The sequence below is a fragment of the Synechococcus sp. MIT S9504 genome (genome assembly GCF_047497135.1).
Classification (GTDB): Bacteria; Cyanobacteriota; Cyanobacteriia; order PCC-6307; family Cyanobiaceae; genus Synechococcus_C.
In genome coordinates this window covers 1571403-1585331 of record NZ_CP138942.1, presented here as the reverse complement: position 1 = coordinate 1585331, position 13929 = coordinate 1571403, and the positions used below count along the sequence as shown (strand labels likewise).

The 13929-nt window shown below is 56.4% G+C and carries 13 protein-coding genes; 4 read left to right on the top strand and 9 right to left on the bottom strand.

Annotated elements, in window-relative coordinates:
* Positions 1–115: 115 nt before the first annotated feature.
* Genes SIB58_RS09060 through SIB58_RS09035 form a run of 6 tightly spaced genes read right to left on the bottom strand, consistent with a single transcriptional unit; the run spans position 116 to position 9015 of the window.
* Positions 116–2065: a TolC family protein gene (locus tag SIB58_RS09060; protein ID WP_231857215.1), complete on the bottom strand. Its 1950-nt coding sequence runs from the start codon at positions 2063–2065 to the stop codon at positions 116–118.
* Positions 1995–3122, bottom strand: a complete 1128-nt coding sequence (locus SIB58_RS09055; protein WP_066912478.1) for an FUSC family protein — start codon at positions 3120–3122, stop codon at positions 1995–1997. Before SIB58_RS09055 ends, SIB58_RS09060 begins: the two co-directional genes overlap by 71 nt.
* The gene (locus SIB58_RS09050) at positions 3119–4081 is read right to left on the bottom strand and encodes an FUSC family protein (RefSeq protein WP_067325196.1); all 963 of its coding nucleotides are present in this window, start codon (positions 4079–4081) and stop codon (positions 3119–3121) included. The genes SIB58_RS09055 and SIB58_RS09050 overlap by 4 nt, the downstream gene beginning before the upstream one ends.
* A 36-nt stretch (positions 4082–4117) precedes the next feature.
* Complete coding sequence (locus SIB58_RS09045) at positions 4118–5020, bottom strand: LCP family protein (protein ID WP_066912482.1); 903 nt, start codon at positions 5018–5020, stop codon at positions 4118–4120.
* 60 nt (positions 5021–5080) lie between these two features.
* The gene (locus SIB58_RS09040) at positions 5081–7207 is read right to left on the bottom strand and encodes a cation:proton antiporter (RefSeq protein WP_067325199.1); all 2127 of its coding nucleotides are present in this window, start codon (positions 7205–7207) and stop codon (positions 5081–5083) included.
* Positions 7207–9015, bottom strand: coding sequence for an ABC transporter ATP-binding protein (locus SIB58_RS09035; RefSeq protein ID WP_066912488.1), 1809 nt, complete (start codon positions 9013–9015; stop codon positions 7207–7209). Before SIB58_RS09035 ends, SIB58_RS09040 begins: the two co-directional genes overlap by 1 nt.
* A gap of 300 nt (positions 9016–9315) precedes the next feature.
* On the opposite strand from SIB58_RS09035, the gene SIB58_RS09030 reads away from it, so the two are divergent.
* From SIB58_RS09030 to SIB58_RS09015, 4 genes are all read left to right on the top strand, one after another.
* Positions 9316–9546, top strand: a complete 231-nt coding sequence (locus SIB58_RS09030; protein ID WP_066912490.1) for a hypothetical protein — start codon at positions 9316–9318, stop codon at positions 9544–9546.
* Positions 9547–9592: 46 nt separating this feature from the next.
* The gene (locus SIB58_RS09025; RefSeq protein WP_067325202.1) at positions 9593–9856 is read left to right on the top strand and encodes a Nif11-like leader peptide family natural product precursor; all 264 of its coding nucleotides are present in this window, start codon (positions 9593–9595) and stop codon (positions 9854–9856) included.
* A 55-nt stretch (positions 9857–9911) separates the two neighbouring features.
* Positions 9912–10235 (top strand): Nif11 family protein, encoded by a 324-nt coding sequence (locus SIB58_RS09020; RefSeq protein WP_067325205.1) that lies wholly within the window; start codon positions 9912–9914, stop codon positions 10233–10235.
* 609 nt (positions 10236–10844) lie between these two features.
* Positions 10845–11042, top strand: a complete 198-nt coding sequence (locus SIB58_RS09015) for a hypothetical protein (protein ID WP_067325208.1) — start codon at positions 10845–10847, stop codon at positions 11040–11042.
* A gap of 19 nt (positions 11043–11061) precedes the next feature.
* On the opposite strand, the gene SIB58_RS09010 is transcribed toward SIB58_RS09015, so the two are convergent.
* From SIB58_RS09010 to SIB58_RS09000, 3 genes are all read right to left on the bottom strand, one after another.
* Positions 11062–11403 carry an RNA recognition motif domain-containing protein gene (locus tag SIB58_RS09010; protein ID WP_067325211.1) on the bottom strand — a complete coding sequence of 114 codons (342 nt, stop codon included), beginning with the start codon at positions 11401–11403 and terminating at the stop codon, positions 11062–11064.
* A gap of 291 nt (positions 11404–11694) precedes the next feature.
* A complete protein-coding gene (locus tag SIB58_RS09005) occupies positions 11695–11964 on the bottom strand; it encodes a hypothetical protein (RefSeq protein WP_066905566.1) in 270 nt (89 codons plus the stop codon).
* A 32-nt stretch (positions 11965–11996) separates the two neighbouring features.
* Positions 11997–13823, bottom strand: coding sequence for a DEAD/DEAH box helicase (locus SIB58_RS09000; protein WP_067325214.1), 1827 nt, complete (start codon positions 13821–13823; stop codon positions 11997–11999).
* Between the last annotated feature and the right edge of the window lie 106 nt (positions 13824–13929).

Below are 13929 nucleotides of genomic sequence, written 5' to 3'. Positions count from 1 at the left end.
CAGTTGAGCAGACATAACGGGATTCAATGAATCATCAAATCTGCTGTCAGTTGGAAGACAAGCCAGTATTCGCTCAGCGCCGGTTTTCAATTCTGATTCCCAGATGTTCGGCTGGTCAGGGTTGATTCAGTTCATGCATTGAGAACCCCTCCAGAGTTAGTTCCGTAGGAACCGTTGTATCAGGATCTGTTGGCATGGGCAGTAGTTCGCGCAGCAGCTGGGCGTAGGTCACATTCACGTCCACAGTTGCGATCAGGCGGTTGACCAGTGAATCAACCAGCTGTGTCTGAGTCACCGAGAGATCCACTTCATTGGTGAGTCCTGTTTTGTAGCGGAGTGTGCTGTCCCGGAAGGCTTCCTTGCTTGCTCCCACTGCGCGCCGCGCAGAAACCAGCTTGGCAAGACTTGCTTCATGATTGAGGAAAGCCCGTTCGAGGCGAAGCCGGATGGTGTTGCGGGTGGCGGCGTACGACTGGCTTGCTGCCTGCTCCTGCAGTGAAAGAGCTTTCACGGCATTCGCCGTTGCACCAGCATTGAAGATCATCCAGTTGAACGCGAGTCCAACCGACCAGTCGTATCCCGCCACCTGCTCCAGGGGGAAAAACGTGCCACCGCAGCATGCGTCCATCACAGAGAAGTTGAAGGTGCGCTCCACCGATGCCATGCCTCCCACGGAGGCGAACAGGCTCAGCTTGGGCAGCAGCTGAGCTGCAGTTTCGTCCTGCTGCAATGCCAGGGCCCGACGTGTGGCGAGGATCGCATCGAGCTCGGGGTTGCTGTCGTAGGCGGCTAACAAGGACTGTTCAAGACTCAGCGGCCAGGCCGGGGCCAGCCCGATTGCATCGCCTGCACTGGGAATCACATCGGCGGGCAGATTCAACAGGGTCCATAACGCTCTTCTTGCAACAGCTCGATCAGCCAGCGCCTGGATCAGTTCCTCCTGATCGGTGGCGAGGGTTGCATTGCGGCGCAAAAGATCCACTCGCGGCACAAGCCCTGCCTGTTTGAGATTGAGCGTGTCTTCCAGCACGATCAGGTCGGTTCGCACCACCGCATCACGGATGCGCACCAACTGCTCATTCAGCTGAAGCTGGTAGTAAGCCTCACTGATCTCGAGTTGCAGAGCTCGGAGCTGGTTGGCGTACTGCTGTTTGAACTGCTGAAGCTTGGCATCGGCGGAGCGGACCCTTGGTGTGCGGGCGAAGTCGATCAGCGCGTAGTTGAGTTGCAGGCCCGCCTGTGAGTCAACGCCATTGGAGTCGGCATACAACCCACCTCCTGCAGGTATGTAGAAGGGGCCGTCCGTTCCGCTGATCTTTTTGTCGTCGTTTTCGAGGACCGCGAAATTGGTGCTCTGGCCTTTTTTGGCGAACAGAGGACCAAATCCGAAGTTGTTGTTGCCATAAGGCGAAAAGGTGGTGCTGCCGCTCTGGAAACCCTCTAGATCGGCAAACACACTGATGGTGGGCCAGTAAGCCCCTGAGAGCGAGGCGACCGTGGCGCCCTGAGCAGCAATCTGTTCCCGTTGAATCTGAAGCTCGGGATTGTTGCGGAAGGCAATCGCGATCGCCTGTTGCAGGCTCACGGATTTCACCGTGGAGCTTTGATCAGCCAGTCCAGGAAGGCTGAGGGTTGGATCTGGAAGGCTGTCGTCCTGGCTGAGCGCATCTTCGGCCGGTCGGTTGGCGTCCATGAGGTTGGACGGGAGTTCCGGCGCCTTCAGGTTGTCCGAATCATCAAGATCTGGAGCAGGGCCCAACAGCGTGTCCAGGCTGTCGAGTTGTTGGTTCAGTTGGCTCCAGCTGCGTTCGAGCTGATAGGTGTTGCCGCCGTAATTGAGGCGGGCTGGAGCTCCTGCATCCGGAGTGGCTTTAGAGGCCGCCGGCATCAGCAGGCCAACAATCGGGATCAGAAATGAACCCCTGATGAACGACCTGATCAAGGGATGAGCCTGTTGTCCTTGAGGGCCTTGATCCTGACGCCGTACAACAACTTCAGCGAGTTGAAGTGACAGGCTTCGATCTGGCCATTCCCGGCAGGCAGTCGTGCATGACGGAAGCTCCATGCTCGATCAGGGATGAGCGCAGAACGATCTGTCGCATCCGCTCTGGGGAGATGTCTGCCTCCTTGCCCTTGCGTCCAGCATGCAATTCGAGGTTCTTCGTCAGCTGTTCGGCCACCGCTTCTAGATCTCTGTTCATCACCATCAGGGCTTGCAGATCGAGGCACTGCTTCTCGGCTAGATCGGGCTGGCGCAGGTTTCCGGACAGGGCTGTAAGAAGGTTGATCTGATGCTTGAGAACGTCCGCCTCTTCGAGATGAAGCGCCTTGATGCTCGGTGGTGACTGTATTGGTGCCGGCAGTCCTCGCAAGCCATCCAGCACTGAAATCAGCTGCGAGATCAGTAAGTCAAGTGCTGTCCACAGCTGGTGCAGCGGGTGGTTCTCCGGATTCAGGCCCAGTTCCACCTGGGCCTGGTCGCGTTGCTGTCTCAGGGCATTGAGCTGTTGCAGGATCTCGGTGCGTCTGTCTCTGCGATTGGTCATTGAGATTCGGGTGGGAGTTTCCTCCTCCAGCCGTTGTTTCTCCAACTCAAATTCTTGGATCAGTTCGTCGATGAATCGGGCGAACTGCCTGTGAAGCGACGGAATCGTGCCGCTGGGCCAGACGTAGCGGGTCGCCCACAGCGACAGCGCGATGCCGAAGGCTGTCCAGAACAGGCGCGACATGCCCCAGATTGATTCCTCTGCGCTGTGGACCAGCCAGCCCATGATCACGATGTTGCCGGCGACTTTGTAACCCACCTGCAATCCCAGAGCACCTCCGAGCAGACGAACGCTGGCGAGGGCCAGACCGAGCCCAAGGGGTAGAGGAAGTTCAAGACCGCGAGAGAAGAGCAACACGATCACCACACCCATCACCGACCCGAGGATGCGCTGAATACTCAGCTTCATTGAGTTGCCGTAGCTTCCCGACAGAACCGCGGCTGTGCAAAGAGGCACGTAGTAGCCGAAAGGAACAGAGTTCAGCAATCCGAAGCCTGCACCCAGACCCGTCACCAGGGCGAGTCGAAGGTCGGATCGCAGGATCCAGCGATTGGTTTGTTTTGCGGGGACGCTCATGATGCTCGCTCGGCATTGAGCAGTTGCTGGCAGGTCAGCACACGTCGGAAGCGGGTCACCTGTTCTTCAAGAGCGATCCGTTGGGGTAACGACAACCCTTCATCGCAGCCGTTCAGATCCAGTCGACGTCGGGGTGCTGGTCGTTCAGCCAGGTATCTGCCAAGTGCAGGGAGATATTCGCTCCCCTTGTCCCGGTGAAGCCGCTCAATCAGCCGTTCCACGAGTAGCCAACGCACCTGTTGGCAGCGCCACAAACTGAGGCACTGGCGCCAGTGGTCGCGATCCAGTCGCTGTACATGACGAGGCCCCAGACTCAGCTCCACATTGATCAGACGCTGCAGCTCCAGAAGCTTGTTCGTGATCACTGCAGGCTGGATTTCAGGTGGAGGAGAACCCATGCCCTGCAGCGCAAGACTGTGGGCCTCGATCCTTGTTTGCAGAAGGTCGGTGAGCTGATCGTGCAGGTTCTGCATCCGAGCCAGACGGTTCTTCGGCCAGAGCAGACGACCCATCACCAGGGCCACAATGATTCCCACCAGCGTGTCGATGCTGCGGTTGAACACGTAGTCCCAGCTCAGCGTGGAATAGCTGTGAATGCCCAGAAACATCACGCTGACTGTCACGGCTGTGGACATCCCACTGGCCCAACCAAACCGCCGCAGCAGCGGAATCGTGATCAACAGGCTCACCAGGATGCCGATCCAGCCGGTCATGATCGAATGGACCAGAAAGGTGACCAAACCACCGCTCACAGTTCCGAGGATGCGTCCACGCGCAGCTCTCAGGCTGTTCTCGTCCTGGTCGTCAACGACAATATTAACGGCCAGAAGCGGATACCAGAGATAAGCAATCCGTTGAAAGTGTTGAGCGATGGCACACGTGATCAGGATGCTTAACCCGAGCCTGAGGCTCTGTCGCAGCAGATTCCTGTCCACAGATACAACCGCCGGCGTCGCCATTGTGGACGCCTTAGGCGATGAAGTCTCGTCGTTGGCTCAGTAGAGGAAGCGGTAGCGCCAGCTGCTGGATTCGCTGGCATCACCACCGCTCTGTTGTGCAGGCCATGCCGTATCGAGATAACTGATGCCGTTTCTGTAGAAGGGACGTGCATCAAGACGCTCGGTTTCCAGTTCTGTCAGACCCATCGCTGTGATTAATCCGCCCAGCTCCATGGCACCGAGATCGGTCTCAAGATTGTTGCCGGCTTCTTTGATTAGAGCGGGCAGTTTCACCAGATGTTCAGGCCGGGTGAGTCGGCTGAATAGGCTTTTCAGCACGAGCTGCTGACGCGCCAGACGACCCAGGTCACCTTCCTCATCGTGTCTCCAGCGCAGGAAACCCTCAAGATCTCGACCTTTGAGCAGCTGAGGTCCAGGTTGCAGATCGATCAGCAGGCCCTGACTGTTGTCGCGGTAATAAAGGCGTTTGGGGACATCGACTTCAACGCCGCCCACCAGATCACTGAGTGTGCGGATCCCATTGAGGTTCACAAGGATGTGATGGTCGATCGGTCGACCCATCAGCCTTGATAGCTCAGCCTTCACCGCTTCATGCCCCCCGTAGGCATAAAGAGCATTGGCTTTGACAGGCCCGAAGCTGTGGGAATCAATGAAGCTGTCTCTTGGAATCTGAGTGATGGAGGTGCGGCCTCCTTCCACCTTCAACGTGAAGATCGCATCGGTATTGCCGCCACCATCATCAACCCCGAGCACAAGAATCTCGCGGTTATCGAAGACGGACCAGGCTGAAAAAGGGTTGCTGACAGGAAGCAGCAGGGGAGCTTCGGATTCAGGTATGAGCGAGCGGCTGAGGGGAATCGCCAGTAAAAAACCGCCCGTCAACCCAACGATGGCTGACAGGATCAGGGTTTTTGGCCGAACTTTCCTCGCTTCATCCATTGGCGCATTTTAAGCCCAAAATCTCAATTTCTTAATGATTCCTTGCTTGGTTGGCTTGGTTCAGGTCAGGGGTTCGCTGATCACCATCGAAGCGCAATTCAGCACAGACACCAGATTGCTGGTTCGATCACTTGCTGGGATGGGCAAGCCTGCGACCTGACGGCGCTGAGAGCGCAGTATCACCAGATCGTGATCGCGGCTGCTGAGTTCGATCTTGGCTTCAACCCCTGGCCCGGACGCGAGCTGAATGCGAATGACGGCGCCCATGCTGTTGCGAGGTTGCCACCGACGCAGCTCATGTTTGATCCGGATTCGTTCCGATCGATTGAGCCGAGGATCACAGATGTGCAGCAGTGTGATCAGGCCCTGTTCGCTGGATTGGCTCGCGAGAATCCGCTGGGCGAGTTCAAACTGTTCGCGAGCGCTGGCGGAGAGATCTTTGATTGGAACAAGAATTCGTTGAAGCGTTTCGATCGGACGGTCAGCCAGGTTGACCACCACAACTGGGCAGTGTGCGGTGCGGCAGACACCGTCCACGAGGTCACCGAAGAACCAGCGCCTCACCTTGTCCGGTCGTCCCGCTCCAATCATCAACAGATCAGCACCCTGCTCCAGTGCGCTGCGACTCATTCCGCCTGCGATGTCTTCATCCAGCCGCAGCAGGCAGCGGGTTTTGACCTGCAGCTGCCTGCCGATAGCCGCAGCCTGGGACAGTCGTTCTCTGGCAGATGCCACTGCACGATTCAAGCCCCCTCGCGCTTCTTCAAGGCTGGGACACACCAGAGCAAGGGGCAGCAACTGACCCTGCAATTCGGCACCACCGCTCAGCAGCCGAGAGGCAATGCTCAGCAGCCCCTGTTCCGTGGAAGGATTTGCGATCGGAACGACGATGGTCAGTGGTCGGCTGACCACATCGAATGGGGTGTCATCGTCTGATGAGGTGTCGTCGCTAAGCTCTTTGCTGCTCCGCATTGTCCATTTCGGTTCCACCAGTTGCCTGACGGATCGTGCGGTGAGGATTGGTCCAAGGGTTGCGGTCACCACCATCATCGCCAGAACCGCATTCAGCACCGACTGGTCGAGCAATCCGGCCTCGTAGCCAATGAATGCTGTGGCCAGTGTGGCCGCAACCTGTGGCATGGCCAACGACCACATCATCACAATCTGATTGCCGTTGTACCGGAAGGCCCGGCCGGCAATCAGGCTCACTATCCCTTTGCAGCTGATCACCCCGATCACCATCAAGAGAGGCAGCTGAAAGTGGGTGATGGAGTTTTTGAGGCTGCTCAGATCCAGCAGGAGGCCGAGGTGAATGAAAAAGATGGGGATGAACAGAGCCGCACCAACCAGAATCACCTGCTGTTTTGACTTGCCCTCCGGCAGCACGGAGTTCACCGCCAGTCCAGCCAGAAAGGCCCCAACGATTTTTTCGACGCCGGCAAGTTCCGCACCAAGCGAAGCGATGAACAGGATGAGCAAAATGGTGAGGAAGATCCGACTTTCGTCGTTGACGCTTCCGCGGAAGATCCTGCGTCCGACCTTGCGAATGATGGCGACGACTGCCACGGCAAAGATTGCGACGCTGGCGATCAGGCCGGCCAAATTGGTCAGTGAAAAGGAGTGCCTGCCAAGACCGATGGCGATCGCGAGTACGACCAGAGAGGCGATATCGGTGAGAATGGTGCTGCCCACGCTGACCACGACAGCCTCGTCTCGCTGCGCTCCATAACTACGCACGATTGGGTAGCCCAAAGGGGTATGCGTTGCAATCAGGCTCCCGATCAGCAGGCAGGGAACCAATGGGTAGCCGAGCAGGAGTCCGATGGCTCCCCCTGTTGCCATGCCACCGACAAAATGGAGAACTCCAATTTTCAGAGATCGACTGCGTACTCGATTGAATTCATCGAGATCAATCTCCAATCCCACAATGAACAGGAGGTAGATCGCGCCGATGTCAGAGACGAGTTGAAGGGTCTCACCGTCTGGCTGCAGAAGGTTGAGAGCGCTGGGGCCCATCAGGACGCCAGCGAGCAGCAGTCCGACGAGATCGGGAAGGCCTGTTCGCCTGAACAGTGGCGGAACCAGCATGGCCAGCGCCACGAGCAAGGCCATGCTTCCCAATGGCTGATGTGCCAGATGGGACAGCGAAGTGAACCCCGGTGACGCCGCAGCGAGCTGGTGGAGCATCAAAGGATCAGTGCTTCATCGCGGCGAAGTCCGGCCTGAACGCGCCAGAGATCGGCGTAAACACCGGCTTGATGCAGCAGTTGTTCATGGCTTCCGTCTTCCACGATGCAACCGTGATCCATGACAACGATGCGATCAGCATGTCGAACTGTGCTGAGTCGATGAGCAATCACCAGTGTGGTGCGGTTCGCGGTGATGCGCATCAGTGAACGCTGGATCGCCGCTTCGGTGTCGTTGTCGACTGCAGCCGTTGCTTCATCAAGGATCAACACAGGAGCGTTCTTCAGGATCGCTCTCGCCAATGCGATGCGTTGGCGCTGCCCTCCTGAGAGACGTTGTCCTCTTTCTCCCACGATGGTGTCGAACTGTTCCGGCAGTGCCTGGATGAACTCAAGCGCTTCTGCCTCTCGAGCGGCGGCACGCACCTCTTTCGGCGATGCGTTCGGTGCTCCATAGGCGATGTTCTCAGCCACGCTGCCGTGAAAGAGATAGACGTCCTGACTGACAAGCGCGATGGAGCGCCGAAGATCATCGAGTCGCAGTTGCTCAATCGGGATTTCATCCAGGAAAATTTTCCCTGAATTGAGGGGATACAGCCTCAGCAGGAGTTTCACCAGCGAGCTTTTGCCTGAACCGGTGGCTCCGACAATTCCCAGTGTTTTTCCTGCGGGAATGGTCAGGTTGAATTTGTTCAGGAGAGCTGGTCGATTTCGATAGGCAAAATCGACCAGCTCGTAGCGGATGTCTCCACGCACCTGGTCTGCGGCGAGGCAGCGGCTTCCACCCGCGATCTGGATCGGTGTGTCGATCAGATCCAGCACCCGATTGGTTGAGGCCATGGAGCGTTGGTAGTCATCCAGTGTGCGGCCAAGCGTGGTGAGTGGCCAGAGCAACCTCTGGGTGATGAAGACAAGAAAGCTGTAGGTCCCAACTGCGATCACGCCATTCCTGGCCTGCACCCCACCGACCAGCAGGATTGCCAAGAACGCAAACAGAATGGCGAAACGGATCAGCGGAATGAAAGCTGCCGAGATCCTGATGGCATGGCGGTTGCACTCCCTGTAGGCATCACTTTCCCGGCGTAGCTGCTCAAGCTCCCAATCTTCTTGAGCAAAGCTTTTGATGGTGAGCATGCCTCCAATGTTGTTGGTGAGCCTTGAGGCCATGTCTCCTGCTCGCCGGCGTACATCGCCGTAGCGTGGGGCAAGACGGCTCTGGAAATTCAGCGAGCCCCAGAGAATGATTGGGATCGGCAGGAAGGCGAAGAGCGCCACACCTGGTGCCAGCGCCGTCATCAAACCACCTACCAGCAGCACTGTTGTGATGAGATGCAGGATCTCATTAGCGCCATGGTTCAGAAATCTTTCAAGCTGATTGATGTCATCGTTGAGCACCGTGAGCAGCCGTCCGCTGCTGTCGTGTTCGAAGAAGTCCATCTCCAGTTTCTGGAGATGGTCATAGGCCTCAAGGCGCAGGCTGTGTTGAGCGCTCTGGGCCAGGTTTCGCCAGAGCAGGCCATACAGATACTCAAAAAAGGATTCAGCCGTCCAGACCAGGAAAGACAGTATCGCCAGCACGATCAGCTGACTCAACACCGTTGTGGCTCCAAGTTGAGCAAGCCAGGACGTGTCCTGCTGAACAACCACATCCACGGCGAGAGCGATCAGTACCGGTGGTGCCAGATCGAAGATTTTGTTGATCACCGAGCAGCTGGCAGCACACCAAACCCTCCGGCGGTAGGGGCGCAGATGCTGGAATAAACGAATCAGAGGCGCCTGCTCAATGGCATGGGGCTTGGAATGAGGCATCCGCTCGGGCTGATCACAGCTTCATTCAAGCGTTGAGCCACCTGTCAAGCCCTGACTGGTTTTTATTACGACGAAAGGAGGTTTTCTACAACGGTTTCTAGATCGTTTCTACGACGATCCCAGCTCGGCTCTAAGCGGCACTAGACGCGCATTTGACGATCCTGTGGGTCTTGGCCGCGACTTCCCTGGCGCATTCCCAATTCCTTTGAAGAGATCCATAAGAGATCGCTGAACGTGTTGCGTCAACGCCCTTCTGGGTAGTAGTACAGGTGTACTGTTTCCAGGTCGAGTGGGCTGCGCATGGAGGAATGGGATTTCGTTGACGAGCGCGAGCTGCAGGGCTGGAAGGGCTCGTGTATTTGCCTCACCTGTCAGCACTTCACCTATGGCGTGGATGGCTACTGCAGAACGATGGTGGCCTGCAGCCTCAGGCGGCAGCAGCTCCAGCAAGGCGATCATCTGATCAAGCGCTGTCGCCATTGGTCGCCAACCTGGCAGGACCAGGTCGGATGGTGCCCTGAGTACGGCTGACGCTGTAGCTGGCCATGGCTAAGTCTTCTGTGCTGACCAATCACCGATGTCTCTGGAGAAGCTCAAGACTTTCTTGGAAAAAGTCAAAGAGGACAGCTCTCTCCAGGATAAATTGAAGATGGCGAATTCGCCTGATGAGGTTATTGGTATCGCAAAAGAGCAGGGATGCGAATTTACCACTGATAGTCTTAATGAACTCAGTGAAAAAGAATTAGAAGTTATTCTTGGTGGTTGGAGATGTTCAGTAGGTCCTCAGACGAATAAGCAAAATTGGACGCAAGCTCTGTGTTGTCAAAAAGGCCAGATCTGAATGAACAGCCAAGTTGAAAACCTGCTAGAAATTCCGCTAAACAGCGCTGCTACCCATGTTAGAAGAAGAACTCAAGCCCTTCCTGGAGAAGGTGAAAGAAAATAGCAGTCTTCTAGAAAAGCTTAAGGCCAATTCTGATGCAGTCGTCGTAATGGCTCAAGACAGGGATGCAATTTCTGTTGACGACTCAAAACGGGATGAGCTGCGCGGCAATGAATGGAAGACGTTGTCCGGTGGTTTGAGCAACGCAGATAGAATCAAAATTTTTGATTATTTCAGCAACCCACCTGTAACTATCGATTCCCAGCTTATGCATTTAAAGGCCCCTGCATTGAAAGGTTTTTTATTTCTATTCCCCACCCCTAAAAAAAGCCCATAAACCAGCCGCCAAATATCTGCAGCTCTGAGCGCAGTTGGGCTGAAATGGACAGCTTTTAATGAGTAATCAAACTTGCTGTCTACCACCAACTGCTGTCAAAGCTCGTTCGGCGGCAATTATCAACTCAGGCTCCCAGGCGTAGGCGCCCTGAATGTGGCTGAGCTCGTCCTCTGCTTGGACCTGTGTGGGGTGCTGTTTGCGTTGAAATTGGTTGGGTGGATGCCTCTCAGGGCATGTTTGCGAGCTTGCAGGCGTGCTTCGGCCACAATGTGAAATCCTGCTTCTCGCCCCTTCAGCAGATCGCGCCAGCTGATATTAAAGTTTTCGCAATAGCAAGCCCTTGTTGAGGCTGGTCTGGTCGAGACTCCTGCAGCTATTGGCCACAACAGCAGCAGGAATCAGCAGCTCAGCATCTTCGGCATGCACGCCTCGGTGGAAACCCGCGGCTTTCTAAGACACTGTCACAGCGTTTGGCCGATCTGAGCAAGTGTTATCTCAGTGATGCCAGTGCATGTCACTGTGTTGATGTACTCAATGCTTTTTTGTTTTGCGCGAACGCTTGGTTTAAGTCACAGCCGAGGTAGACCGTAAAGAGAACGAAGAGGTTGTATGACCCGTTCACGCGCACTGAACCGCTTTCATCGGTATCTGGCACATCGTCATCGGCAGGTCCTGCGTTGCAGAGTCCCAAGCCTTCAGCCTGAAAGGGGGCACACGGAACCACTGAACGTGAGTGATCGTTTGAAGCGACGTGCTCTCATGCGTGATCAGCGACTGGATGGATTGGAGCAGGAGCCGGCTGTCTGAGCCGGCTCCAAGGCATGAATCACCAGCGATTTCCGCCACCACCGCCGTAACCGCCGCCACCGCCATCGCGGCCGCCGCCGCCGCCATAACCACCGCGACCGCCGCCACCGCCACCGCGCTCACGAGGTGTGGCCTTGTTGACACGGATCATTCGACCCATCCATTCAACGTTTTGAAGGTCGTCGATTGCTTTCTGCTCGTCCTCGTCGGTGTTCATTTCAACGAAGCCAAAGCCGCGCTTGCGACCGGTTTCTCTGTCGAGTGGAAGGCTGGCGCTCTTCACTTCGCCGTACTGGCTGAACAGGTCAAGCAGGTCTTCCTGCTCAGCCTGGAAGGAGAGATTGCCGATGTAAATGGTCATTTCCTGTTGGGACCGATGGACATTTGATCAGTGAAGCCGTGGTCCGAATTGGAAAGTCCTTGATGCTGTAGCCGAGAAGCTGAAGCCGGGGGGAGCGAGCCGATCAGAGCCGAACGATGAAGCTGATGCCATCACACGCTACAGCCTGGACAGGAAAGAGATGCGAAACCGGTGTCTGATTTCCGACGGGGCTTGTTGATGAGTGGATGGCTGGGTGTCGGATCATCTTCCCCTGCTCAGCGATGGACACTTTAATTTCTGCGTGAAGCCGTGATCAATTGCTGATGTAATTCAGATTTTGAAGCGTTCTGCAGCCTTCTGTTTGCAGGTTTCCTGGGCCGCTTCAATCGTGCTCAGCAGAGATTGCCACTGAATTGAATTGCCCTGGTTCATTTCCCTGAGAAAGCACTCACAGGTGAAATCTCCCATCCCCTCAGGGGGGATTTTCCCGGCCTGATTCATGGCTGTCTTAAAACCTGCAAGACAAAGCTGGGTGATCTTGTTTTCAGCTTCCATGGAGCTTGCCGGCAAGGAGGCCGGAATCAGCGTGGCTAGAGCCATGCTGATCAAGCAATTGCGGCCGACCATCAGGTTCAGGAGGCTTGAGAGATCTGAAGCTCTCGGTTCATGACTTTCAATTTGCGAAGAGCGTTGTACACATCCTCAGGCATGCCTTTGGGCAGATCCACAAGGCTGTGCGCATCAAAGATCTGAATCCTTCCGATCATTCGCCCTTGAAGGCCTGATTCATTGGCAATCGCACCGACGAGGTTCCCCGGTTTGACGCGGTCGCGATAACCCACCTCAACCCTATAGCGCATCATGTTGTCCTCGGGTGCGCGTGATTCCCGATCCACGCGGCGACGATCACGACCGCGCGAATCACGGCGATCATCACGACGATCGGCGCGGGCAGGTGTCTTGAGCCAGCTTTCATCACCTTGAACCAGCAGCGGTTGATCACCCACTGCAAGCTTCAGTGCTGCAACTGCCAGCTGCTCCATGCTCAGCTCGTTCTCCTGGCCCACCCTTTGAATCAGCTCCTGCAGCAGCGCTGTTTCCTCGTTGGTTTCGGCTGAAGCCGCCTGAGTCAGACGACTGCAAAGCCGATTCAGCCTGCTTTCGTTGATTTGGGCATTGCTGGGAATGTCCATCGGTTCAATGGCCTGACCCACCGCCCGTTCGAGGTTGCCGACAAAGCGACGTTCCCGAGGCGTGATGAACAGGATGGCTTCCCCTTTGCGACCGGCACGACCTGTGCGCCCGATGCGGTGCACGTAAGCCTCGCTGTCGAATGGCATGTCGTAGTTGATCACCAGCCCAATCCGGTCCACATCGAGACCACGGGCGGCCACGTCTGTGGCCACAAGGATGTTCACCGTGCCCTTGCGCAGGCGATCAACAGTGCGTTCGCGCTGGTTCTGCGGAACATCGCCATTGAGAACCGCAACATCGTGCCCTGATGCCTCCAGGGACTCAGCCACGGTGAGGGTGATGGCCTTAGTGCGGGCGAAAATGATCACGCCTTCCCCGGTCACAGCCTCCAGGACCCGGTTCAGGGCTTCGAGTTTGTGAGAATTCTGAAGCGTGATGGATCTGTGGCGGATTCGTCTGGCCTCACGGTCTTTGGTCTTGATGGTGATCTCCGCCGGTTCGCTCAGATAGCGCTTTGAGAGACGGCGGATTTCGTTCGGCATCGTTGCCGAGAACAGCACCACCTGACGTTGATCAGGCAGTTGTTCGAGGATCCACTCCACATCATCGATGAAGCCCATCCGCAGCATCTCGTCGGCTTCATCCAGCACCAGACTGCGCAGCCCTGAGGTGTTGAGCGTTCCCTGGCGCATGTGGTCCATCACCCTGCCAGGGGTACCGACCACCACATCCACACCACGCTTGAGGGCATGAATCTGTGATCTGAAATCGGATCCTCCGTAGATCGCCAGCACATTGAGATGGGGATGTCCGGCGGCATAGGCCTTGAAGGAGTCGGCCACCTGCATGGCCAGTTCGCGGGTGGGTGCAAGCACCAGCACCCTGGGCTGATTGCTGCGCCCCTCAAGGCGTTCCAGCAGGGGAAGCGCGAAGGCAGCCGTCTTACCTGTGCCTGTCTGAGCCTGGCCGACCAGATCGCGTCCCAGCATGAGTTCCGGGATCGCCGCTTTCTGAATCGGGGATGGTTCCTTGTAGCCCTTTTCTTCCAGAGTCTTCAGCAAGGCCTCGCTGAATCCGAATCCGGCAAAGCCGGAAGGATTCGGCTCCTCAGGGATTTGGTTTGCAGCTGATTCGTCTTCTCCGCTCGGTTCAATCACGGTGGTGAAGAGATCCTGCTCCTCAGCAGCGGCTTTCTGTTGAGGACGTTCGGAAACAGTGAGATCCACTGCGCAGGGCTCTACAGCCTGCGATTGCGTCTGGGTCATGTCGATGATGGCGGTCTGCCTGATTGATCCTTCAAATCAGGCCTGCAACGTCCCATCGGCATGTTGTGCCGCGCTGTATTGCTTGCCTTCTTTTCAAAGGTGAAAA

What these genes read in the sequence shown, in the direction of transcription:
- SIB58_RS09060 (WP_231857215.1), bottom strand. Translation starts at nt 2,065, where the DNA reads ATGGAGCTTCCGTCATGCACGACTGCCTGCCGGGAATGGCCAGATCGA.
- SIB58_RS09005 (WP_066905566.1), bottom strand. Translation starts at nt 11,964, where the DNA reads ATGGCTCTAGCCACGCTGATTCCGGCCTCCTTGCCGGCAAGCTCCATG.
- SIB58_RS09040 (WP_067325199.1), bottom strand. Translation starts at nt 7,207, where the DNA reads ATGCTCCACCAGCTCGCTGCGGCGTCACCGGGGTTCACTTCGCTGTCC.
- SIB58_RS09030 (WP_066912490.1), top strand. Translation starts at nt 9,316, where the DNA reads ATGGAGGAATGGGATTTCGTTGACGAGCGCGAGCTGCAGGGCTGGAAG.
- SIB58_RS09000 (WP_067325214.1), bottom strand. Translation starts at nt 13,823, where the DNA reads ATGACCCAGACGCAATCGCAGGCTGTAGAGCCCTGCGCAGTGGATCTC.
- SIB58_RS09010 (WP_067325211.1), bottom strand. Translation starts at nt 11,403, where the DNA reads ATGACCATTTACATCGGCAATCTCTCCTTCCAGGCTGAGCAGGAAGAC.
- SIB58_RS09020 (WP_067325205.1), top strand. Translation starts at nt 9,912, where the DNA reads ATGTTAGAAGAAGAACTCAAGCCCTTCCTGGAGAAGGTGAAAGAAAAT.
- SIB58_RS09045 (WP_066912482.1), bottom strand. Translation starts at nt 5,020, where the DNA reads ATGGATGAAGCGAGGAAAGTTCGGCCAAAAACCCTGATCCTGTCAGCC.
- SIB58_RS09050 (WP_067325196.1), bottom strand. Translation starts at nt 4,081, where the DNA reads ATGGCGACGCCGGCGGTTGTATCTGTGGACAGGAATCTGCTGCGACAG.
- SIB58_RS09025 (WP_067325202.1), top strand. Translation starts at nt 9,593, where the DNA reads ATGTCTCTGGAGAAGCTCAAGACTTTCTTGGAAAAAGTCAAAGAGGAC.
- SIB58_RS09055 (WP_066912478.1), bottom strand. Translation starts at nt 3,122, where the DNA reads ATGAGCGTCCCCGCAAAACAAACCAATCGCTGGATCCTGCGATCCGAC.
- SIB58_RS09015 (WP_067325208.1), top strand. Translation starts at nt 10,845, where the DNA reads ATGACCCGTTCACGCGCACTGAACCGCTTTCATCGGTATCTGGCACAT.
- SIB58_RS09035 (WP_066912488.1), bottom strand. Translation starts at nt 9,015, where the DNA reads ATGCCTCATTCCAAGCCCCATGCCATTGAGCAGGCGCCTCTGATTCGT.